General features: G+C 70.2%; 20 protein-coding genes. 15 read left to right on the top strand and 5 right to left on the bottom strand.

What is annotated here, in order from left to right:
• The 8 genes from murG (at position 1) to OG289_RS14595 (ending at position 7,372) form a co-directional block, all read left to right on the top strand.
• Positions 1 to 1,098, top strand: coding sequence for an undecaprenyldiphospho-muramoylpentapeptide beta-N-acetylglucosaminyltransferase (gene murG / locus OG289_RS14630; RefSeq protein ID WP_327314439.1), 1,098 nt, complete (start codon positions 1 to 3; stop codon positions 1,096 to 1,098).
• A gap of 142 nt (positions 1,099 to 1,240) precedes the next feature.
• The gene (locus OG289_RS14625; RefSeq protein ID WP_327314438.1) at positions 1,241 to 2,035 is read left to right on the top strand and encodes a cell division protein FtsQ/DivIB; all 795 of its coding nucleotides are present in this window, start codon (positions 1,241 to 1,243) and stop codon (positions 2,033 to 2,035) included.
• A gap of 278 nt (positions 2,036 to 2,313) precedes the next feature.
• Positions 2,314 to 3,510, top strand: coding sequence for a cell division protein FtsZ (gene ftsZ / locus OG289_RS14620; RefSeq protein WP_327314437.1), 1,197 nt, complete (start codon positions 2,314 to 2,316; stop codon positions 3,508 to 3,510).
• A complete protein-coding gene (gene pgeF / locus OG289_RS14615; protein ID WP_327314436.1) occupies positions 3,507 to 4,235 on the top strand; it encodes a peptidoglycan editing factor PgeF in 729 nt (242 codons plus the stop codon). The genes ftsZ and pgeF overlap by 4 nt, the downstream gene beginning before the upstream one ends.
• Before the next feature lie 5 nt (positions 4,236 to 4,240).
• The gene (locus tag OG289_RS14610) at positions 4,241 to 4,960 is read left to right on the top strand and encodes a YggS family pyridoxal phosphate-dependent enzyme (protein ID WP_327314435.1); all 720 of its coding nucleotides are present in this window, start codon (positions 4,241 to 4,243) and stop codon (positions 4,958 to 4,960) included.
• A gap of 127 nt (positions 4,961 to 5,087) precedes the next feature.
• Positions 5,088 to 5,729, top strand: coding sequence for a cell division protein SepF (locus OG289_RS14605; protein WP_079662921.1), 642 nt, complete (start codon positions 5,088 to 5,090; stop codon positions 5,727 to 5,729).
• Positions 5,730 to 5,790: 61 nt separating this feature from the next.
• Positions 5,791 to 6,075, top strand: a complete 285-nt coding sequence (locus OG289_RS14600) for a YggT family protein (protein ID WP_020129925.1) — start codon at positions 5,791 to 5,793, stop codon at positions 6,073 to 6,075.
• Positions 6,076 to 6,127: 52 nt separating this feature from the next.
• Positions 6,128 to 7,372 (top strand): DivIVA domain-containing protein, encoded by a 1,245-nt coding sequence (locus OG289_RS14595; protein ID WP_327314434.1) that lies wholly within the window; start codon positions 6,128 to 6,130, stop codon positions 7,370 to 7,372.
• A 198-nt stretch (positions 7,373 to 7,570) separates the two neighbouring features.
• Here OG289_RS14595 and ileS read toward each other — a convergent pair whose 3' ends face one another.
• On the bottom strand, positions 7,571 to 10,714 hold the full coding sequence (gene ileS, locus OG289_RS14590; protein ID WP_327314433.1) for an isoleucine--tRNA ligase: 3,144 nt from the start codon (positions 10,712 to 10,714) through the stop codon (positions 7,571 to 7,573).
• A 618-nt stretch (positions 10,715 to 11,332) separates the two neighbouring features.
• On the opposite strand from ileS, the gene OG289_RS14585 reads away from it, so the two are divergent.
• The 6 genes from OG289_RS14585 to OG289_RS14560 all read left to right on the top strand — a co-directional run bounded on the left by OG289_RS14585 (position 11,333) and on the right by OG289_RS14560 (position 16,963).
• Positions 11,333 to 12,229 (top strand): TraR/DksA family transcriptional regulator, encoded by an 897-nt coding sequence (locus tag OG289_RS14585; protein WP_327314432.1) that lies wholly within the window; start codon positions 11,333 to 11,335, stop codon positions 12,227 to 12,229.
• A gap of 67 nt (positions 12,230 to 12,296) precedes the next feature.
• Positions 12,297 to 12,911: a signal peptidase II gene (lspA, locus tag OG289_RS14580; RefSeq protein WP_327314431.1), complete on the top strand. Its 615-nt coding sequence runs from the start codon at positions 12,297 to 12,299 to the stop codon at positions 12,909 to 12,911.
• Positions 12,912 to 12,998: 87 nt separating this feature from the next.
• Positions 12,999 to 13,943: an RluA family pseudouridine synthase gene (locus OG289_RS14575; RefSeq protein WP_079662926.1), complete on the top strand. Its 945-nt coding sequence runs from the start codon at positions 12,999 to 13,001 to the stop codon at positions 13,941 to 13,943.
• On the top strand, positions 13,940 to 14,413 hold the full coding sequence (locus OG289_RS14570; RefSeq protein ID WP_327314430.1) for a GNAT family N-acetyltransferase: 474 nt from the start codon (positions 13,940 to 13,942) through the stop codon (positions 14,411 to 14,413). The genes OG289_RS14575 and OG289_RS14570 overlap by 4 nt, the downstream gene beginning before the upstream one ends.
• Before the next feature lie 65 nt (positions 14,414 to 14,478).
• Positions 14,479 to 16,065, top strand: a complete 1,587-nt coding sequence (locus OG289_RS14565) for a Na+/H+ antiporter (protein WP_327314429.1) — start codon at positions 14,479 to 14,481, stop codon at positions 16,063 to 16,065.
• A 157-nt stretch (positions 16,066 to 16,222) separates the two neighbouring features.
• A complete protein-coding gene (locus OG289_RS14560; RefSeq protein WP_327314428.1) occupies positions 16,223 to 16,963 on the top strand; it encodes an SDR family NAD(P)-dependent oxidoreductase in 741 nt (246 codons plus the stop codon).
• Between the two features lie 10 nt (positions 16,964 to 16,973).
• Here the strand turns inward: OG289_RS14560 and OG289_RS14555 are convergent, their stop codons facing one another.
• Positions 16,974 to 18,083 (bottom strand): mechanosensitive ion channel family protein, encoded by a 1,110-nt coding sequence (locus tag OG289_RS14555; protein ID WP_327314427.1) that lies wholly within the window; start codon positions 18,081 to 18,083, stop codon positions 16,974 to 16,976.
• Between the two features lie 429 nt (positions 18,084 to 18,512).
• Here OG289_RS14555 and OG289_RS14550 point away from each other — a divergent pair, with 429 nt between their 5' ends.
• Positions 18,513 to 19,082, top strand: a complete 570-nt coding sequence (locus OG289_RS14550) for a dienelactone hydrolase family protein (RefSeq protein WP_327314426.1) — start codon at positions 18,513 to 18,515, stop codon at positions 19,080 to 19,082.
• 124 nt (positions 19,083 to 19,206) lie between these two features.
• Here the strand turns inward: OG289_RS14550 and OG289_RS14545 are convergent, their stop codons facing one another.
• The 3 genes from OG289_RS14545 to OG289_RS14535 all read right to left on the bottom strand — a co-directional run bounded on the left by OG289_RS14545 (position 19,207) and on the right by OG289_RS14535 (position 22,235).
• Positions 19,207 to 19,560, bottom strand: coding sequence for an SH3 domain-containing protein (locus tag OG289_RS14545; protein ID WP_327314424.1), 354 nt, complete (start codon positions 19,558 to 19,560; stop codon positions 19,207 to 19,209).
• A gap of 100 nt (positions 19,561 to 19,660) precedes the next feature.
• Positions 19,661 to 21,331: an alkaline phosphatase D family protein gene (locus tag OG289_RS14540; RefSeq protein ID WP_327314423.1), complete on the bottom strand. Its 1,671-nt coding sequence runs from the start codon at positions 21,329 to 21,331 to the stop codon at positions 19,661 to 19,663.
• A 94-nt stretch (positions 21,332 to 21,425) separates the two neighbouring features.
• The gene (locus tag OG289_RS14535) at positions 21,426 to 22,235 is read right to left on the bottom strand and encodes a thioredoxin domain-containing protein (protein ID WP_327314422.1); all 810 of its coding nucleotides are present in this window, start codon (positions 22,233 to 22,235) and stop codon (positions 21,426 to 21,428) included.
• Positions 22,236 to 22,283: the final 48 nt, after the last annotated feature.

The following is a 22,283-nucleotide window of genomic DNA, read 5'->3' as shown; positions in this document are numbered from 1 at the left end:
GTGCATGTCGTACTCGCTGGTGGGGGGACCGCCGGCCACATCGAGCCCGCGCTCGCCCTCGCGGACGCCCTGCGCAGGCAGGACCCCAGTGTGGGGATCACGGCCCTGGGCACGGAGCGCGGCCTGGAGACCACGCTCGTTCCGCAGCGGGGGTACGAGCTCGCGCTGATCCCCGCCGTGCCGCTGCCGCGCAAGCCCACCCCCGAGCTGATCACCGTCCCGGGCCGGCTGCGCGGCACGATCAAGGCCGCCGAGCAGATTCTGGAGCGCACCAAGGCGGACTGTGTCGTCGGCTTCGGCGGTTACGTGGCCCTGCCCGGCTACCTCGCCGCCAAGCGCCTGGGTGTGCCGATCGTGGTCCACGAGGCCAACGCCCGGCCCGGACTGGCCAACAAGATCGGCTCGCGCTACGCGGCCCGGGTCGCCGTCTCCACGCCCGACAGCAAGCTCCGGGACGCCCGCTACATCGGCATCCCGCTGCGCCGCTCCATCGCCACCCTGGACCGCGCCGCCATGCGCCCCGAGGCCCGGCACATGTTCGGGCTCGACCCGAACCTGCCCACGCTGCTGGTCTCCGGCGGCTCGCAGGGCGCGCGCCGCCTCAACGAGGTCGTCCAGCAGGTCGCGCCCTGGCTCCAGCAGGCCGGTATCCAGATCCTGCACGCGGTCGGCCCGAAGAACGAACTGCCGCATGTACAGCAGATGCCGGGAATGCCCCCCTATGTCCCGGTACCGTACGTGGACCGGATGGACCTCGCGTACGCCGCGGCCGACATGATGCTCTGCCGCGCGGGCGCGATGACCGTCGCCGAACTCTCCGCCGTCGGGCTCCCGGCCGCCTACGTTCCGCTGCCCATCGGCAACGGCGAACAGCGGCTGAACGCCCAGCCGGTGGTCAAGGCGGGCGGCGGGCTGCTGGTCGACGACGCGGATCTGACCCCCGAGTGGGTCCGGGAGACCGTCCTGCCCGTCCTCGCCGACCCGCACCGGCTGTACGAGATGTCCCGCGCCGCAAGTGAGTTCGGCCGCCGGGACGCCGACGAACTGCTCGTCGGCATGGTGTACGAGGCGATCGCCGCCGGCCGCGCGCACCGTTAGGAAACGCATCGGCGCGTGAGCCGAAGGGGTGTGGCGGTGTGGAGAGGTCGAGCGAGCGGAGGCCCGAGGGGCTGAGCACGGTCGACCTCTCGACGCCGGCTGCGGCGCCCGGAGGTGAACCGAGCCAGGAAGGGGAGTACGCGTGGCCGGATCCGCCACCGCCGAGCGCGGGGCACGCCAGCGGGAGTCGTCCGGCCCGCCTCTCGTCCGGCGGTTGGGGCCACGCCGGCTTCGTATGATCATCGTTCTCGCGTTGGTCGTCGTGCTCCTCGGTGCGGGCACCGCCTGGGTGCTGTACGGCTCGCGGTGGCTGCGGGTGGAGCGCGTCACGGTCTCCGGTACGAACGTGCTGACACCGCAACAGGTGCGCGAAGCCGCCGACGTACCGGTCGGATCGCCGTTGATTTCCGTCGACACGGATGCGATCGAGGCCCGACTCCGGGCGGAACTGCCCCGAATCGACTCGGTTGACGTGGTCCGTTCGTGGCCCCATGGGATCGGCCTGAAGGTGACCGAGCGTACGCCGGTTCTGCTCGTCCAAAAGGGGTCGAACTTCGTGGAAGTGGACGACGAAGGCGTCCGTTTCGCCACGGTTTCCGAGGCGCCGAAAGGTCTTCCGCTTCTGGAAGTGACCGTTTCCTCCTCGCGTTCGGCCGCCGCGAGCCTGCGCCGCTTCGGCGAGGGCCGGCTGGTGCGGGAGGCGGTGAAGGCCGCCGGCTCCCTTCCCGCCGCCGTCGCGCGGGACACCCGGCTGGTCAAGGTCCGTTCCTACGACGACATCTCGCTGGAGTTGAGCGACGGCCGCACGGTCGCGTGGGGCAGCTCCGAGAAGGGTGCCGCGAAGAGTCGCGCACTCACCGCTCTCATGAAAGCCGCCCCGACCGCACGGCACTTCGATGTCAGCGCTCCCACCGCCCCTGCGTCATCAGGGAGTTGACGCACATCCGCGCAGGCCAGCACCCTGGTTGGGCAGTGACACGGCTGATCACATAGGGTGAAAAGAAAAACGGGAGGTTCGGCGTGTTCGTTGAACGGGCGCCACTTGTCGACTTAGTGTCCTGTTCGGAAGACTCCAAGGAACAGACACACTGGTAACCCTAAACTTCAGCGTTAGGGTTCGGGTCGGGGAAACGGACCGTCCCATTCGGCATCAGTCGTCGGATCGCGCGACCACGCGAGGCGGCGACACGTAACTCGAGGCGAGAGGCCTTCGACGTGGCAGCACCGCAGAACTACCTCGCAGTCATCAAAGTCATCGGTGTCGGCGGCGGTGGTGTCAATGCCATCAACCGGATGATCGAGGTCGGTCTCAAGGGCGTCGAGTTCATCGCCATCAACACCGACGCGCAGGCGCTGTTGATGAGCGACGCCGACGTCAAGCTCGACGTCGGCCGCGAACTGACCCGCGGACTCGGCGCCGGCGCCAACCCGGCCGTCGGCCGTAAGGCCGCAGAGGACCACCGCGAGGAGATCGAGGAGGTCCTCAAGGGGGCCGACATGGTCTTCGTGACGGCCGGTGAAGGCGGAGGCACCGGCACCGGCGGCGCGCCCGTCGTGGCCAACATCGCCCGCTCCCTGGGCGCCCTCACCATCGGCGTGGTCACCCGCCCGTTCACCTTCGAGGGCCGGCGCCGCGCCAACCAGGCCGAGGACGGCATCGCCGAACTCCGGGAAGAGGTCGACACCCTCATCGTCATCCCCAACGACCGACTGCTGTCCATCTCGGACCGCCAGGTCTCGGTCCTGGACGCCTTCAAGTCGGCCGACCAGGTCCTGCTCTCCGGTGTCCAGGGCATCACCGACCTGATCACCACCCCCGGTCTGATCAACCTCGACTTCGCCGACGTCAAGTCGGTCATGTCCGAGGCCGGCTCGGCCCTCATGGGCATCGGCTCGGCCCGCGGCGACGACCGCGCGGTGGCCGCCGCCGAGATGGCGATCTCCTCGCCGCTCCTGGAGGCCTCCATCGACGGCGCCCGGGGCGTCCTGCTCTCCATCTCCGGCGGCTCCGACCTCGGCCTGTTCGAGATCAACGAGGCCGCCCAGCTGGTCAGCGAGGCGGCCCACCCGGAGGCCAACATCATCTTCGGCGCGGTCATCGACGACGCGCTCGGCGACGAGGTCCGGGTCACGGTCATCGCGGCCGGCTTCGACGGGGGGCAGCCCCCGGCCCGCCGGGAGACCGTCATGGGTTCGTCCTCGGCCTCGGCCCGCCGCGACGAGCCCACTCCGGTACGGCAGCCCGAGAGCCGCCCGTCCTTCGGCTCGCTCGGCAGCGTGACGCCGAAGGAGGAGCCGGAGCCGGCGCCCGAGCCGGTGGCCGACCTTCCGGTCGCCCCGCCGGTGCCGTCGTCGCGGACCTACTCGGACAGCGCGGCCGAGGAACTGGACGTACCGGACTTCCTGAAGTGATAGGACAGCGCGAGAGCGTGAGCGGCGCGCACTTCGTCTTCACCGACCGGTGGGGCGGGGTGAGCGCCGCTCCGTATGAGGAGCTCAACCTCGGCGGAGCGGTCGGCGACGACCCCGAGGCCGTACGAACCAACCGCGAGCTGGCCGCCAAGTCGCTGGGGCTCGACCCCGGCCGGGTGGTCTGGATGAACCAGGTGCACGGCAACGACGTCGCCGAGGTCGAGGGGCCGTGGACCACCTCGCACACCCCGCCGGTCGACGGCCTGGTGACCGCGACGCGCGGACTCGCCCTCGCCGTGCTGACCGCCGACTGCGTGCCGGTGCTGCTCGCCGACCCGGTCGCCGGAGTGGTGGCCGCGGCCCACGCCGGGCGCCCCGGCATGGTCAAGGGGATCGTGCCCGCCGCGATCGACGCGATGGAGTCGCTCGGCGCCGACCCCTCCCGGATCGTCGCCCGCACCGGACCCGCCGTCTGCGGCCGGTGCTACGAGGTGCCGGAGGCGATGCGCGCCGAGGTGACCGCCGTCGAGCCGGCCGCACACGCCGAGACGAGCTGGGGCACTCCCGCGGTCGACGTGACCGCCGGGGTGCACGCGCAGCTCGACCGGCTCGGGGTGCACGACCGGGAGCCGTCGCCGGTGTGCACACGGGAGTCGAAGGATCACTTCTCATATCGACGCGACCGCTCCACAGGGCGACTCGCGGGATATGTCTGGCTGGACTGATGGGCATGGCAGACCGTAAGGACGAACTCGCCGGAAACCTGGCGAAGGTGGAGGAGCGCATCGCCGCCGCGTGCGCGGCCGCCGGTCGCAAGCGGGAGGAGGTGACCCTGATCGTGGTCACCAAGACCTACCCGGCGAGCGACGTGCGGATCCTGTCGGAACTCGGTGTGCGCCATGTCGCCGAGAACAAGGACCAGGACGCGGCGCCCAAGGCGGCCGACTGCTCCGACCTGCCGCTTCAGTGGCACTTCGTCGGTCAGTTGCAGACCAACAAGGTGCGATCCGTGGTCGGTTACGCGGATGTGGTGCAGTCGGTCGACCGGGCCAGGCTGGTGACGGCACTGTCGAAGGAGGCCGTGCGGGCCGGGCGCGCGGTGGGCTGCCTGATCCAGGTGGCCCTCGACGCCGGGCTGAGCGAGCGGGGTGAGCGGGGCGGCGTGGCCCCCGGCGGCATCGAGGAGTTGGCCGCTCTGGTCGCCGGCTCCCCGGGGCTGCGGCTCGACGGCCTGATGACGGTCGCACCCCTGACCGGGAAGTACGCGGGGCGCCAACGGGCGGCGTTCGGCCGGTTGATGGATTTGTCGACTGACCTGCGCCGAGCCCATCCGGCTGCGAACATGGTGTCGGCAGGGATGAGTGCGGACCTCGAGGAGGCCGTGGCGGCCGGAGCGACACATGTACGCGTCGGCACTGCGGTACTCGGAGTCCGCCCCAGGCTCGGGTAACGTCGCCAGGAAGTCGGACCACAGCAGAAAATATGGTCATTGCCGCCGAAGGCGGGTGTAAGGGCCACGTGGATCGCGGGACTTGGCAGTCGAAAGTCGATCCACCACAGAGCGGAGGACTCAGAGCATGGCCGGCGCGATGCGCAAGATGGCGGTCTACCTCGGCCTCGTGGAGGACGATGGGTACGACGGCCGGGGTTTCGACCCCGACGACGACTTCGAACCCGAGCTCGACCCTGAGCCCGAGCGGGACCACCGGCGGCACGAGCCGGCACATCAGTCCCACGGTGCACACCAGTCCCAAAGGGACGAAGAGGTGCGAATCGTGCAGCCGCCCGCGCCGCGTGAACCGGTGGCCCGATCCGCTTCGCTCGCCGCGGAATCCGGGCGTCCGGCGCGCATCGCGCCCGTGGCATCCATCACACAAGAACGTCAGTCCCTGGAGAAGAACGCACCGGTGATCATGCCCAAGGTCGTGTCGGAACGAGAGCCGTACCGGATCACCACACTTCACCCCCGGACCTACAACGAGGCCCGTACCATCGGGGAACACTTCCGTGAGGGCACCCCGGTGATCATGAATCTGACTGAGATGGATGACACAGACGCGAAGCGACTTGTCGACTTTGCGGCCGGTTTGGTGTTTGGTCTTCACGGCAGCATCGAGCGGGTGACGCAGAAGGTGTTCCTGTTGTCGCCTGCTAACGTCGATGTCACGGCGGAGGACAAGGCCCGCATCGCAGAGGGCGGGTTCTTCAACCAGAGCTGAGACGCAAGACCGGAAAAGCAGTACAGAGCCGTACGGAGCAGGGGAGAGGGAAGCACCGAACATGAGCGTGGTCCTGGATGTCGTCTACATCGCGCTGATGGTCTTCCTCATCGTGCTCATCTTCCGGTTGGTCATGGACTACGTCTTCCAGTTCGCCCGCTCATGGCAGCCCGGCAAGGCGATGGTGGTCGTTCTGGAGGCCACCTACACTGTCACCGATCCACCGCTCAAGCTTCTGCGGCGGGTCATCCCGCCGTTGCGTCTCGGGGGCGTGGCGCTCGACCTGTCCTTCTTCGTACTGATGATCATCGTCTACATCCTGATCTCGATCGTGAGCCGGCTGTGAGCGATGTGAACTACCGTCTTGCCGATGCCGACGACTACGTTGAGGTGAAGAGATGCCGTTGACCCCCGAGGACGTGCGGAACAAGCAGTTCACGACCGTCCGCCTCCGAGAAGGCTATGACGAGGACGAGGTCGATGCCTTCCTCGACGAGGTCGAAGCCGAACTGACCCGCCTGCTAAGGGAGAACGAGGACCTGCGCGCCAAACTGGCCGCGGCCACGCGTGCTGCTGCCCAGAACCAGCAGAACATGCGCAAGCCTCCGGAGCAGGACCAGCAGCAGGGCGGCATGCAGCAGCAGGGCGGCATGCAGCAAGGCGGCATGCAGCAAGGCGGCATGCAGGGCGGTATGCAGCAGCAGGGCATGCCCCAGCAGGGGATGCCTCCGCAGGGGATGCCGCAGCAGGGCATGCGAGGTCCCGGCGGCCCGGTGCCCGCCGGAATATCGGGCCCGCCGCAGCAGCAGATGGGTGGCCCCATGGGTGGCCCGCCCCAGCTGCCGAGCGGTGCCCCGCAGCTGCCCGCCGGTCCCGGCGGTGGTCAGGGTGGTCCGCAGGGTCCCGGCCCGATGGGTCAGGGTCCGATGGGCCAGGGCCCCATGGGTCAGGGTCCCATGGGCGGCCAGCCCCCCATGCAGCAGCAGATGGGTGGTCCGATGGGCGGCCCCATGGGCGGTCCGATGGGCGGCCCCGGTCAGGGCCCCGGTGGCGACAGCGCCGCCCGTGTCCTCTCGCTGGCTCAGCAGACCGCCGACCAGGCGATCGCCGAGGCCCGTTCCGAGGCCAACAAGATCGTCGGCGAGGCGCGTTCGCGTGCCGAGGGTCTCGAGCGTGACGCCCGTGCCAAGGCCGACGCCCTGGAGCGGGACGCGCAGGAGAAGCACCGCGTCGCCATGGGCTCCCTGGAGTCCGCCCGCGCGACGTTGGAGCGCAAGGTCGAGGACCTGCGTGGCTTCGAGCGCGAGTACCGTACGCGCCTGAAGTCCTACCTCGAGTCCCAGCTGCGCCAGCTGGAGACCCAGGCGGACGACTCCCTCGCCCCGCCGCGCACCCCGGCCACGGCCTCGCTGCCGCCGTCCCCGGCGCCCTCGATGGCTCCGGCCGGCGCGAGCGCCCCGTCCTACGGCGGCAACCCGGGCATGGGCGCCCCGAGCCAGGCCGCTCCGTCCTACGGCGGTCAGCAGCAGATGTCTCCGGCGATGACCCAGCCGATGGCGCCGGTGCGGCCGCAGGGCCCCTCCCCGATGGGCCAGGCTCCCTCGCCGATGCGCGGCTTCCTCATCGACGAGGATGACAACTGACGGCCAGTAGTACGCCTTAGGCGTCGGCGGCGTTCAAAGGGCGGGACCCCGGATTTCGATCCGGGGTCCCGCCCTTTTTACGCGTGTTGACAGCGATCACGGCGGTGTCGGTCCGTCGGGGACTCCGTCGGTCGGACATGCCGGAGGGCCCGGCCCCCTCGGGGGAGCCGGGCCCTCGTAGCACGACGCCTTGTGCCTCTACGCCTTGCGCAGGCGGAACGTCAGCGTCAGGCCCTCGTCGGTGAACGGGGCGCCGTAGGCGTCGTCCGCCTCGCCCTGGGCGAAGTCCGTGGCCAGGACCTCGTCGGCGATCAGGGCGGAGTGGCCGTCCAGGGCGTCGACGGTGGCCGGGTCCGTCGCCGTCCAGCGCAGCGCGATGCGGTCGGCGACGTCGAGGCCACTGTTCTTACGGGCCTCCTGGATCAGGCGGATCGCGTCGCGGGCCAGGCCCGCGCGTCGCAGCTCCTCGGTGATCTCCAGGTCGAGGGCGACCGTGGCACCGGAGTCGGAGGCGACCGACCAGCCCTCGCGTGGGGTCTCCGTGATGATCACCTCGTCGGGGGCGAGGGTGATCGTCTCGCCGTCGACCTCCACGGACGCCGTGCCCTCACGCAGGGCGAGGGACAGCGCGGCCGCGTCGGCGTTCGCGACGGCCTTGGCGACGTCCTGGACGCGCTTGCCGAACCGCTTGCCCAGCGCCCGGAAGTTGGCCTTGGCGGTGGTGTCGACCAGGGAGCCGCCGACCTCGCTCAGCGACGCCAGGGACTCGACGTTCAGCTCCTCCGTGATCTGCATGTGCAGCTCGGGGGAGAGGGCGTCGAAGCCGGTGGCCGCGATGAGCGCGCGCTGCAGCGGCTGGCGGGTCTTGACGCCCGACTCCGCGCGCGTGGCGCGGCCCAGCTCCACCAGGCGGCGGACCAGGACCATCTGCTTCGACAGCTCCGGGTCGATCGCGGAGAGGTCCGCCTGCGGCCAGGAGGAAAGGTGGACGGACTCCGGGGCGCCCGGGGTGACCGGCACGATCAGGTCCTGCCAGACCCGCTCGGTGATGAACGGCGTCAGCGGGGCCATCAGCTTCGTGACCGTCTCGACGACCTCGTGCAGCGTGCGCAGAGCGGCCTTGTCGCCCTGCCAGAAGCGGCGTCGGGAACGGCGGACGTACCAGTTGGACAGGTCGTCGACGAACGCCGAGAGCAGTTTGCCGGCGCGCTGGGTGTCGTACGCCTCCAGAGCCTGCGTCACCTGGTCGGTGAGGGCGTGGAGTTCGGACAGCAGCCAGCGGTCCAGGACGGGCCGGTCCGCCGGTGCCGGGTCGGCCTCGCTGGGCGCCCAGTCGGACGTGCGGGCGTACAGGGCCTGGAAGGCGACCGTGTTCCAGTACGTCAGGAGCGTCTTGCGGACGACCTCCTGGATGGTGCTGTGGCCCACCCGGCGGGCCGCCCACGGGGAGCCGCCGGCCGCCATGAACCAGCGCACCGCGTCGGCGCCGTGCTGGTCCATCAGCGGGATCGGCTGCAGGATGTTGCCCAGGTGCTTGGACATCTTGCGGCCGTCCTCGGCGAGGATGTGGCCCAGGCAGACGACGTTCTCGTACGAGGACTTGTCGAAGACCAGCGTGCCGACCGCCATCAGCGTGTAGAACCAGCCGCGGGTCTGGTCGATGGCCTCGGAGATGAACTGGGCCGGGTAGCGGGACTCGAACAGGTCCTTGTTCTTGTACGGGTAGCCCCACTGCGCGAACGGCATCGAACCCGAGTCGTACCAGGCGTCGATGACCTCCGGCACGCGCGTGGCCGTCCGCCCGCAGTCGTCGTGGGGGCACGCGAAGGTGACCGCGTCGATGAACGGGCGGTGCGGGTCCAGCTCCGACTGGTCGGTGCCGGTCAGTTCGGTGAGCTCCGCGCGGGAACCGACGACCGTGAGGTGGTCGTCCTCGCAGCGCCAGATCGGCAGCGGGGTGCCCCAGTAGCGGCTGCGGGACAGCGCCCAGTCGATGTTGTTGTTCAGCCAGTCGCCGAAACGGCCGTGCTTGACCGTGTCCGGGAACCAGTTGGTCTTCTCGTTCTCCTGGAGGAGGCGGTCCTTGACGGCCGTCGTGCGGATGTACCAGGACGGCTGCGCGTAGTAGATGAGCGCGGTGTGGCAGCGCCAGCAGTGCGGGTAGCTGTGCTCGTACGGGATGTGCTTGAAGAGGAGGCCGCGCTGCTGGAGGTCCTCGGTGAGCTTTTCGTCCGCCTTCTTGAAGAAGATGCCGCCGACCATGGGGACGGACTCCTCGAAGGTGCCGTCCGGGCGGACCGGGTTCACCACCGGCAGACCGTAGGAGCGGCAGACCTTGAGGTCGTCCTCACCGAAGGCGGGGGACTGGTGGACCAGGCCCGTGCCGTCCTCGGTGGTGACGTAATCGGCGTTGACGACGTAGTGCGTCTCCACGTCGGCCGGGAACTCCACGAGCTCGAACGGACGTTGGTAGGACCAGCGCTCCATTTCGGCGCCGGTGAAGGACTGGCCGGTGGTCTCCCAGCCCTCGCCGAGTGCCTTGGCGAGCAGCGGCTCGGCGACGACGAGGTTCTCCTCGCCGTCGGTCGCGACGACGTAGGTCACGTCGGGGTGCGCGGCCACGGCCGTGTTGGAGACCAGCGTCCAGGGGGTCGTCGTCCACACCAGGAGGGCGGCCTGGCCGGCGAGCGGACCGGAGGTGAGGGGGAAACGGACGTACACGGAGGGGTCGACGACCGTCTCGTAGCCCTGCGCCAGCTCGTGGTCCGAGAGGCCGGTGCCGCAGCGCGGGCACCAGGGGGCGACGCGGTGGTCCTGGACCAGCAGGCCCTTGTTGAAGATCTCCTTGAGCGACCACCAGACCGACTCGATGTACTCGGGGTCCATCGTGACGTACGCGTCGTCGAGGTCGACCCAGTAGCCCATGCGGGTCGTCAGCTCGGAGAAGGCGTCGGTGTGGCGGAGCACGGACTCGCGGCACTTGGCGTTGAAGTCGGCGATGCCGTACTCCTTGATGTCCTTCTTGCCGCTGAAGCCGAGCTCCTTCTCGACCGCCAGCTCCACCGGGAGGCCGTGGCAGTCCCAGCCGGCCTTGCGGGCCACGTGGTAGCCGCGCATGGTGCGGAAGCGGGGGAAGACGTCCTTGAAGACGCGTGCCTCGATGTGGTGGGCGCCGGGCATGCCGTTGGCGGTGGGCGGGCCCTCGTAGAACACCCACTCGGGGCGGCCCTCGGACTGCTCCAGGCTCTTGGTAAAGATCTTCTGCTCGCGCCAGAAGTCGAGCACCGCGTGCTCGAGGGCGGGCAGGTCGACCTGGGCGGGCACCTGGCGGTACTGCGTCATCGATCTTCCTCCGGCGGACGTACTGCCTTCCGTCGGAGGGACGAGAGCCTTCTTGCCTGTCTACGCCGTGTGCGGCGCGCTCCCGCGGTACCACCCTCCTTGGCCCTCCGGTGCGCCCTACGCGCCGGGGAGCCCCCTCATTGGGGTCGCGATGCCGGTTCTACCAACCCGCTACGGCCCGTGGGCGGAGCCCACAGTCCAAGGCGTTCTTCCGGCGGCTCCGGGGTGATCTTCACGTCGCGCTCGCCCCCGGGCTTCCACCGTCCCCGGGTCGCTCTGGGCTGCGTACGCCGCTACTCGTCCCCATCCACGCTTTTCGCTCCGCCCAGTGTACGGCTCCACGACGACAGCGGCCGACCGGTTTACGGGGCCGTCGGCCGCGGAGGGCGGACGGGTCAGGAATACCCCGAATGGTGGCCGAATGTGGAGATACGCGTGTTCGTATTCCGGGATGCCCGACTCGGCGGATTACCCGGCGGGGAGCTGGGCACAACGCATGCAGGCTTGCCGCGTGGCGGGCGAGTCGGGCGGTGTGCCCCGTTGCCGCGGGCTCCAGGTCGATTTATCGTCCCAGCACGATTCGCGTGCAAGATCACAATATGTGAAGGGGCCGCGGCCATGGTGGCGAAGAAGACCGCCGTACAGCAGTCGGCGTCCGGCAGGTCCACGAGTGCCTCCGGCGGCGCGGCCAAGGACGTCAAGGCCGTGAACACGGTGCGGTCGTCCGCCGCCGGGACGAAGAAGGCAGCGCCCAAGAAGACGGTGGCCAAGAAGGCGGCCGCGAAGAACGTGGTGGCCGAGAAGGCGGCCGCGAAGAAGGCGGTCGCTCCGAAGACGACTGCGAAGAAGGCGGTCGCTCAGAAGACGACTGCGAAGAAGACGACTGCGAAGAAGGTGGCCGCCAAGAAGGCCACCAGGAAGACGGCCGCCAAGAAGGTCGGCGGCGCCGAAGGCGTGGCTGCGACGAGTGTGGGCAGGAAGAGCACGGCCAAGAAGGTGGGCGCGGCCTCGGCCGCGGAGCAGACGGGAGCCACGACAGTGGTTGCGAAGAAGACTCCGGGTACGGCCATGGCGGCGAAGACCGCCGTCCCCCAGGCACGCCTCGCCGCGGTGGAGCCGGGCGAACTCGCGGTGCGCCCCGGCGAGGAGCCGTGGACGCCGGAGGAGGTCGAGGAGGCCCGAGCGGACCTGCAGTCGGAGCAGGCGCGGCTGCGAGCCGAGCTCGCCTCGTCCGAGACGGCCCTGGCGGGCCTGATGCGGGACTCGGGGGACGGCGCCGGCGACGACCAGGCGGACACCGGGACCAAGAACATCACGCGTGAGCACGAACTGGCGCTGGCCGCCAACGCGCGCGAGATGCTGATCCAGACCGAGCACGCCCTGGAACGGCTGGACGCCGGCACCTACGGCCTGTGCGAGAACTGCGGCAAAGCCATCGGCAAGGCCCGGATGCAGGCCTTCCCGCGGGCCACGCTGTGCGTCGAGTGCAAGCAGAAGCAGGAGCGCCGGTACTGATCTCCTGGCTGCCGGGGGGTGTGCCGTACCCTCGTCCTCAGTCAGGTACCTAGGTTGAGGGACTCACGTGGCAGAGGCGGAGCGCGTCATCGGTACGCCGGACACCCCCGAGGCGGGATCCGAGCCGGAGCAGTCGTCCGGCCGGGGCGAGCAGGAGAGCACCGAGGCCTCCGGGGCCACGGAGGCACGGCCCAGGGGCAAGCGCCGTATCGCCGTGCTCTTCGCCGTGGCCACGTTCGCGTACGCACTCGACCTGGTCAGCAAGATGATCGTGGTCGCCAAGCTGGAGCATCACGCGCCGATCGAGATCGTCGGGGACTGGCTGAAGTTCGAGGCCATCCGCAACGCGGGCGCGGCCTTCGGCTTCGGCGAGGCATTCACCATCATCTTCACGGTGATCGCGACGGCCGTGATCGTGGTGATCGCCCGGCTCGCCCGCAAGCTCTACAGCCTGCCCTGGGCGATCGCCCTGGGGCTGCTGCTGGGCGGCGCCCTGGGCAACCTCACCGACCGGATCTTCCGCGCGCCGGGCGTCTTCGAGGGCGCGGTCGTGGACTTCATCGCACCGAAGCACTTCGCGGTCTTCAACCTCGCCGACTCGGCGATCGTGTGCGGCGGCATCCTGATCGTGCTGCTGTCCTTCAAGGGGCTGGACCCGGACGGGACCGTCCACAAGGACTGACCGTCCGCGGCGAGGACCGGCCGTCCGCGGGGCGGTTGTCCACAGGCTTCGTACGGTGGTGTCGGAGGCGTCCGGCATACTCGACGGGTGAGCACGATTCCCGAGATCCGTACCCTGCCCGTGCCGGACGGCCTGGAGGGCGAGCGCGTCGACGCCGCCATCTCCCGCATGTTCGGCTTCTCCCGTACCAAAGCCGCCGAGCTCGCCGCGGCGGGGAAGGTCTCGGTCGACGGCTCGGTGGTCGGGAAGTCCGAGCGGGTGAGCGGCGGGGCCTGGCTGGAGGTCGAGATGCCGCAGGCGCCCGCGCCCGTGCAGATCGTCGCCGAGCCGGTCGAGGGCATGGAGATCGTGCACGACGACGAGGACGTGGTCGTGATCGTCAAGCCGGTCGGCGTGGCCGCGCACCCGTCGCCCGGCTGGAGCGGGCCGACCGTCATCGGTGGGCTCGCCGCGGCCGGGTACCGCATCTCCACATCCGGCGCCGCCGAGCGTCAGGGCATCGTGCACCGCCTCGACGTCGGCACGTCCGGTCTGATGGTCGTCGCCAAGTCGGAGCGGGCGTACACGTCGCTGAAGCGCCAGTTCAAGGAGCGCACGGTCGACAAGCGCTACCACACGCTCGTCCAGGGCCACCCGGACCCGACGAGCGGCACGATCGACGCGCCCATCGGCCGGCACCCGCAGCACGACTACAAGTGGGCGGTCACGGCCGAGGGCAAGCCGTCCGTCACGCACTACGACCTCATCGAGGCCTTCCGCGCGGCCTCCCTGCTGGACGTGAAGCTGGAGACGGGCCGCACCCACCAGATCCGCGTCCACATGGCCGCCCACCGCCACCCCTGTGTCGGTGACCTCACCTACGGCGCCGACCCGACGCTCGGCAAGCGGCTGGGCCTGACCCGGCAGTGGCTGCACGCCGTCCGGCTGGGCTTCGAGCACCCCGGGGACGGGGAGTGGGCGGAGTTCGCCAGCGACTACCCCGAGGATCTGCGCAAGGCCCTGGACCAGGTTCGCGAGGAGACCTACGGATGAGCACCGCGCGGGCGTACACGGTGCGCGTCGCCGAGGATCCCGCCGACCGGGAGGCGTGCTTCGCGGTGCGCAAGGAGGTCTTCGTCGGCGAGCAGGGCGTGCCCGAGGACCTGGAGTACGACGCGTACGACGCCGACGCCGTGCACGTGCTGGCGATCCGGGAGGACGGCGTGCCGCTCGGGACCGGGCGGCTGCTGTCCGGCGAGGCTGCCGCGGCCAGGACCGGTGGCGACCCGTCGGTGGGCTCGCTGGGGCGGCTCGCCGTGACGCGCGAGGCGCGTGGGCTGGGCGTCGGGGTGGCGCTGGTGCGGGCCATCGAGGAGGCGGCACGCGCGCGCGGGCTCGTGGCCGTGGACCTGCACGCGCAGTCGCACGCGCTGGGCTTCTACGAGCGGCTGGGGTACGTGGCGTACGGGCCGGAGGATCTGGAGGCGGGGATTCCGCACAGGTCAATGCGGCGCTCGCTGTAGCGCACGGTGGGCGTGCGACGCTGGATGTCTGGATGTTCTTGATCGTCTAGACCCGGAGCCCGACCGTGGATCAGTTGGCCCTGTTGTTCGTCCTGTTGCTCGGGGCCGTGGTGAGCGTCCCGGTGGGGGACCGGCTGGGGCTGCCCGCGCCGGTGCTCATGACGCTGCTCGGGATCGTCCTCGCGGTGCTCGACTTCGTGCCCAACGTGGACATCCCGCCGGACCTCATCCTGCCCCTGCTGTTGCCGCCCCTGCTGTACGCGGCGGTACGGCGCACCTCCTGGCGGCAGTTCGCGGCGAACGTGCGGCCCATCCTCCTGCTCGCCGTGGCGCTGGTGTTCGTCACGACGGTGTGCGTGGCGGCCGTGGCCCACGCGATCGTGCCGGGGCTGCCGATCGCCGCGGCCGTCGCGCTGGGGGCGTTGGTCGCGCCGCCCGACCCCGTCGCCGCCACGGCCGTGGCCGGACAGCTCGGGCTGCCCCGCCGGCTGGTGTCCATCCTGGAGGGCGAGGGGCTGTTCAACGACGTGACGGCCATCGTGCTGTACCACGTCGCGATCGCCGCGGCCGTGAGCGGCGACTTCTCGCCGTGGCGCGCGGGGCTGGACCTGGTGCTGTCCGCCGTGGTGGCGGTGGCGGTGGGTGTCGCGCTCGGGTGGGGTGCGAACAGGCTGCTGGACGTCCTCGGGGACACGACGCTGCAGATCGGGCTGACGCTCCTGGTGCCGTACGCCTCGTACGTGCTGGCGGAGGAGTTCCACGGGTCCGGGGTCTTGGCCGTGCTGACCACCGCGCTGTTCCTCGCCGAGTACGCCACCGACCCCGACGACGTGCTGACCCGGCTGGCCGGCCACACCTTCTGGGACATCATCGACACCCTTGTCACGGGCGTCGCGTTCGGGCTGATCGGCCTGGAGCTGCACAACGCGATCCGGACGGCGTCCGGGCGGTGGGGGGAGATGCTGGGCTGGGCGGCGGTGATCGTGGCCGTGGTCGTCGTCGTACGGCTGTTGTGGCTGATGCCGGCGACCTGGCTGACGAAGCGGCTGCACGCCAGGCGGGACCACGACGAGGACATTCCGATGAGCTGGCGGGAGACCGTCGTCATGTGGTGGTCCGGGATGCGTGGGGTGGCCTCGGTGGCGCTGGCGCTGGCGGTTCCGCTGAAGACCGAGGACGGAGGAGCCTTTCCCGACCGGGACGAGATCATCTTCATCGCGTTCGGCGTGATCATGGCGACGCTGGTGCTTCAGGGGCTGACCCTGCCGTGGCTGGTGAAACGGCTCGACGTGCAGTCGGACACCGACCGGGAGAAGGAGTTCGAGAAGGAGCTGGCGGTGCGGGCCGCGAAGGCGGCGAAGCTGCGGCTGCGGGAGATCGAGGCCGAGGAGGAGCTGCCGGAGGAACTGTCCGAACAGATGCTGCGGCGGGCCTTCGACATCGGGGTGCGGATCAGTCCGGACGTGGGGGAGGACGAGCGGCGCGAGGCGCACGAGCAGCGGGTGCGGAGGCTGAAGCGGGTGCGGCGGATCCAGGGGGAGATGCTGAGCGCGGCTCGGCACGAGGTGGTGGCGGCGCGCAGTGAGCCGGGTGCCGATCCGGAGATCGTGGATCGGGTGCTGCGGCATCTGGACGTCCGGAGCCTCAGGTGACCCCGCCGCGTTCGCGGCGCTCTCGTGAACGGCGGTTTCGTCCGCGGCGGCCCCATGCGCGGCCGTCTCGTACACGGCCGTCTCGTCCATGACTCGTGCGCGGCGGTCTCGTAGAGCATCGTGGCCTTCGCCGACACCCGTGGTTACGCTCGGGATCATGGCACGCAATGTGGTGATCAGCGGTGGCGGTACGGGAATCGGGCTCGCGGCGGCGCGGGCCTTCGCCGCGGACGGGGACCAGGTGCTGCTGCTCGGGCGGCGGGCAGAGGTGCTGGAGAAGGCCGGGGTGGCCGGGGCGTTGACCTATGCCGCGGATCTGAGCGAGCCCGAGGAGGTCAGAGGGGTCGCCCGGTTCGTGGCGAAGGAGTTCGGGACCGTCGATGTGATCGTCCACAGTGCCGGGGGCGCCGGGCATCTCGAACCGTCGGCCGGGAGTGACGATCCGCTCGACCGGGTCGCGCACAACTGGACCGTGAACTTCCGGATCAACACTCTCTCCGCCGCCCTTCTCACCGAGGCGCTGAAGGACCGGCTCGCCTCGCCGGGCGGGCGGGTGCTGTTCGTCAGCTCGATCGCCGCCTACCGGGGGTCGGGGAGCGGGGCGTACGCGGGCGCCAAGGCCGCGTTGCATCCGTACGCCCATGACCTGGCCCGGGAACTCGGTGCGCGCGGGATCACCGTGAACGTCGTCGCGCCCGGGTACGTCGAGGACACCGGTTTCTTCGGGGACGCCATCGACCCCGCCCGGCGTGAGCGGCTCATCGGCGACACCCTCACCGGGCGGGCCGGTACGCCCGGGGACGTCGCCGCCACCCTGCACTGGCTCGCCTCACCCGGCGCCGGACACGTCACCTCGCAGGTCGTCCAGGTCAACGGCGGCGCCGAGCGCGGCAACTGAACGGTTCGCCTCACAGGCGGCGGGCGGCCCCGTCCGGGGAGGCGATCCCGTCCCGGGAGGAGGACTGCCGGGGGAGGTGTCCGCCCGGCGGCGGGGTCGCGTCCGCCGTGTTGACCCTCGGGAGCGCGTACGGGTGCTCCCGGGCCAGCCAGCGCACCATCTGCTCGCGGACGGTGACCCGCACCGTCCAGATGTCGTCGGCGTCCTTCGCCGTGACCAGGGCCCGCACCTGCATGGTGTTGGGGGTGGTGTCCGTGACGTCCAGGCCGCAGGCGCGGCCGTCCCAGGCGGGGCACTCGCGCAGGATGTCGCGCAGCTTCTCGCGCATCGCGTCGATCGGCGCCGTGTGGTCGACGTGGAAGTAGACGATGCCGGTCATCTGCGGGGTGCCGCGCGACCAGTTCTCGAACGGCTTGGAGGTGAAGTACGACACCGGCATCGTGATCCGGCGCTCGTCCCAGGTGCGCACGGTCAGGAAGGTCAGGGTGATCTCCTCGACCGTGCCCCACTCGCCGTCCACCACCACGGTGTCGCCGATGCGCACCATGTCGCCGAAGGCGATCTGCAGCCCGGCGAACATGTTGCTCAGCGTCGACTGGGCGGCCACACCGGCGACGATGCCGAGGATGCCGGCCGAGGCCAGCAGCGAGGCGCCCGCCGCGCGCATGGCGGGGAACGTCAGCAGCATCGCGGCCACGGCCACCACGCCGACGACGGCCGCCACCACCCGCATGATCAGCGACACCTGGGTCCGCACCCGTCGGACCCGGGCCGGATCGCGGTGCATGCGCGCGTAGCGCGAGTACGACGTCTCCACGATCGCCCCCGCGATCCGGATCACCAGCCACGCCGCCGCGCCGATCAGCACCAGGGTGAGGGCCTGGCCGATGCCGGTCCGGTGGTCCTCCAGCAGCTGCGCCTCGTCGTAGGACCCTCTCAGCATCGCCGCGCACAGCACGAGCTGGTACGGGATGCGGCCACGGCGCAGCAGCCCCCACATCGGGGTCTCGGGGTGGCGTCGGTCGGCCTTGGACAGCAGACGGTCGGTGGCCCAGCCGATGAGGACTGTCAGCACGACCGAACCGCCGACCACGATCACGGGCCGGAGCAGGTTCTCCATGCCTTCGAACGTAACCGGGTCCATGGGACCTTGAACATGCGACTTCTGTGAGGAGGCACACGCATGGCGTTGTCAGTGCAGGCTCACGCCTTTCCGCACGCTCCGCGCCCAGGCGACGCAGGGCGCCCTCCCCCGCCGGACCCTCGGGTCCGGCGGGCAAGCGTCCGCAGGGACACGCACCAACGGACCGGCCCCGGTTGCCCCGCGCGGCCCACCCGCACCAGAGCGTGACGACGATCAGCGCACTCTCCCCCGGACTCCGTCCGGGGGCACCCCCATCCGGCCGGCACCGGCCACGAGGAGCAGCACTGGGCGCAGGATTCCGCCTGCACGCCCACGCCACCCCTCCACGGTGGGCACGACCCATGCCGGACACCACGTCTTGCATGGGATCGCCAAGCTGATCAGAGACGCTGGCACCATGGGCGCATGAACATCATGCTTTTTCACTCGACCTATGGTCTTCGGCCCGCGGTGCGCGCGGCGGCGGACCGGCTGCGCGCCGCCGGGCATGAGGTGTGGACGCCGGACCTCTTCGCGGGGCGCACGTTCGACACGGTCGAGGAGGGCATGGCCCACAACGAGGAGATCGGCAAGGACGAGCTGCTGAAGAGAGCCGTCCTGGCCGCCGCGCCCTACTCGGAGCGCGGGCTGGTGTACTCCGGGTTCTCGTTGGGCGCGTCGATCGCGCAGACCCTCGCCCTCGGCGACGACAAGGCGCGCGGCCTGCTGCTCCTGCACGGCACCTCGGACCTCGCGCCGAACGTCTCGGTGGACGGCCTCCCCGTGCAGCTGCATGTCGCGGAGCCGGACCCGTTCGAGACCGACGACTGGCTGAGCGCCTGGTATCTGCAGATGGGCAGAGCCGGTGCCGACGTGGAGATCTACCGGTACGCGGGCGCCGGGCACCTGTACACCGACCCCGACCTGCCCGACTACGACGGGGAGGCCGCCGAGGCCACCTGGCGGGTGGCGCTCGGCTTCCTCCAAACGCTGTAGCGGTCCGCGGCACCGGGGCGACAGGCTTCCGGCCGACGGGCCCGGGCCATCCGGCGGATGACCCGGGCCCGTCTGTTCACCTTCGGTCAACTGCGACCAGCGGCGTTGTGGAACGTCGGAGACCCTAGCCCGGGAAGCACTCCTTGGGCCGGTGCACCTGCGACGGGAAGTGGCCGGACCACACCCAGGCCGTCGGCTGGGAGTCGTAGATCCTGTACCACAGGTTCCCCGAGGGGGTCTGGTAGGTCGAGCACTGGATCCGCAGGGTCGTGCCTCGCGGCTGCGTGCTGTACCTCGTCGACGAGGAGCTGGGCTGGGCGTATATGGGAGAGCTTTCGGCGGTGGTCAGGTTGACGAATGCCGGTGCCGCTGCCGCCGTGGCTTCCTGCGCCTCGGCAGACGTGGTGGTGAGTCCGGCGAGGACAAGGGCGGCGCCGAGCACTGCGGTCTTCGTCAGGACACTTTGGGGGGTGGCCATGTGACTCCAATCGTCATAAAACTGACGGACCGTCAACATGACGGTCCGTCTGCGCGTGCGACGCCAGCAAGATCTTCCTGGCTTCGTTCGGAATTATTTTCTATACGGGGTCGTAGGTGCGCTCGACCTTCTGTGTGCCGGTGCGCGTGCGGTACGAACGAGCCCAGGCCGAGGTCGCCTCGGCGTTCGTGCGGTCGGACAGGACGTAGTAGTCCATCTGCGCGCGCTCGGCGGTGATGTCCAGGACGCCGTAGCCGTGCCGGTCGGTGTCGACGAAGTGGACGTGCCGGTTGGCCGCCCGGATGATCGGGGAGGCGATCGCGGTGAGGGTGCCCTCGGGGACCTTCACGATGTCGTCGAGGTTGTCGGAGGTCACCGAGGTGACCACGAACTCAGTGGCGGCCGAGGCCGACAGGGGGTAGGTGCCCGCGTCCACCGGCACGTCGTTCGCCCACGCCATGTGGATGTCACCGGTCAGGAAGACGGTGTTGCCGATGGCGTTGGAGCGCAGGTGGGCGAGGAGTTCGCGACGGTCGTCGGTGTAGCCGTCCCACTGGTCGGTGTTGAGGGCGAGGCCCTCCTGCGGCAGGCCGAGCAGCTTGGCGAGCGGCTTGAGCAGGTCCGCGGAGAGCGAGCCGATGGCGAACGGGGAGATCATCACCGAGTTGCCGACCAGCCGCCAGGTGGTGTCGGACGTCTTCAGGCCGGCCTTCAGCCAGTCCAGTTGGGCGCGCCCGGTGATCGTACGGTCCGGGTCGTCGACGGTGCCGTTGCCGACGGCGACCTGCTGCGAGCGGAACGAGCGCAGGTCCAGCAGGGACAGGTCGGCGAGCTTGCCGAAGCGCAGCCGGCGGTAGGTGGTGCCGGCGATGGCCGGGCGGACCGGCATCCACTCGAAGTAGGCCTGCTTGGCGGCCGCCTGACGGGCCGGCCAGGCGCCCTCGGTGCCCTCGGTGTGGTTCTCCGCGCCGCCCGACCAGGTGTCGTTGGCGAACTCGTGGTCGTCCCAGATCGCGACGACCGGCGCCTTGGCGTGCAGGGCCTGCAGGTCCGGGTCCGTCTTGTACTTGCCGTGCCGGGTGCGGTAGTCGGCGAGCGTGAGGATCTCGTGCGTGGGCGCCGTCTGGCGGACCACCGTCCCGCGGGCGCCGTACTCGCCGGTGCCGTACTCGTAGATGTAGTCGCCGAGATGCAGCCAGGCGTCCAGGTCGCCGCGGGCCGCGAGGTGACGGTACGAGGAGAAGTAGCCGGCCTCCCAGTTGGCGCAGGAGACCACGCCGAAGCGCAGGCCCGTCACGGCCGCGTCCGCCGCCGGCGCGGTGCGGGTGCGCGCCATCGGGGAGTCGGTGCCGCCGGCCGAGAAACGGAAGTAGTAGTCGGTCGCGGGCGCCAGGCCGCGGATGTCGGCCTTGACGGTGTGGTCGGTCGCGGCCGTGGCGGTGGTGGAGCCCTTGGCGACGATGTTCGTCAGCGCCTTGTCCCGGGCGACGACCCAGCTCACCTCGGTGTCGGGGCCGAGCCCGGAGCCGGGTATCGCCTCGGCGGTGGGCGTCACGCGGGTCCACAGCAGCACGCCGTCGGGCAGCGGGTCGCCGGAGGCGACACCGTGCAGGAAGGCCGGAGTGTCCGCGGCGGCGCGGGCCGGGAGCGCGGCGGCGAGCGGGCCGGCCAGGACAGCGGTCGCCGCCGCGGCCTTGACGACCGTACGTCGGCGGGGCGAAGGGGAGTTGGGGCCCTGGGGCGCCTCGGATGATCTGTATCGACTGGTCACGACCGATCAGGTTACTGATCGGTATGCGCGGAGAGCGGGCGAACTTGGAATGTTCGCCCGCTCTTCACGCGGAGGCTGGGATTCCCCGTCGGCGTCAGCCCTTGAGAGCCTCGCCCACCACCTTCTCGAAGTCGGCCACCGTCAGCAGCGGGTTGCCGCCGTTGAGCTGCTTGCCGTCCATGACGAAGCCCGGCGTGCCGTTCACGCCCTCCTTGTTGTCGTCGAACGTCTTCGACATGGCCATCGCCCAGGCGTCGTAGGTGCCCTTCTTGACCGCGTCCTGGAACTTGGTGTTGTCCTTCAGCGCGGTCACGGTGTTCGCGACCTTGATGAGATAGGCGTCGTCCTTGAACTTGTCGGTCGTCTCGTCCGGGTGCCACTTCGCCGAGTACAGCGCGGTCTTGTACTCGAGGAACGCCTCGGAGCTGACGTTCAGCGCGGCGCCCAGGGCGCTCAGCGCGTTCTTGGAGCCCTCGCCGTTGTCCTTGTTGTCGATGAACGTGGCGCCGATGTACTGGAACTTGTACTTGCCGGCGTCGAGGTCCTTCTTCAAGGTCGGGCCGACGGTCTGCTCGAACTGCGCGCACACGGGACAGCGCGGGTCCTCGTAGACCTTGAGGGTCTTCTTCGCAGTGCTCTTGCCGATGACCACGGTGGTGCCCTTGGAACCCGACGTGTTGGCGGGAGCGACGACCTTGGCGTCCTTCGCCGCGTCCCAGTAGCTGGGCTTGTTCGCCTGGACGACGGCGTAGCCTATGCCGCCGGCCAGGGCCAGCACGCCGACGGCCGAGCAGGCGACGATGATCTGCCGCCTGACCTTGGCCCGCTTGGCCTCGCGCTCGCGCTCGATGCGCAGCCGCTCCCGGGCCGCCGTCTTCGCCGCCGCGCTGTTCCGCTTGCTCATGGTGTTCTCCAAATGGACGCGCACACGTGGTACGCGGAAGTTCGTGTG

Origin of the sequence: Streptomyces sp. NBC_01235 (genome assembly GCF_035989285.1) — a bacterium.
In the GTDB taxonomy this organism is placed as follows: domain Bacteria; phylum Actinomycetota; class Actinomycetes; order Streptomycetales; family Streptomycetaceae; genus Streptomyces.
The sequence above is the reverse complement of the archived record's forward strand: the minus strand, read 5'-3'. Positions and strand labels throughout refer to the sequence as shown.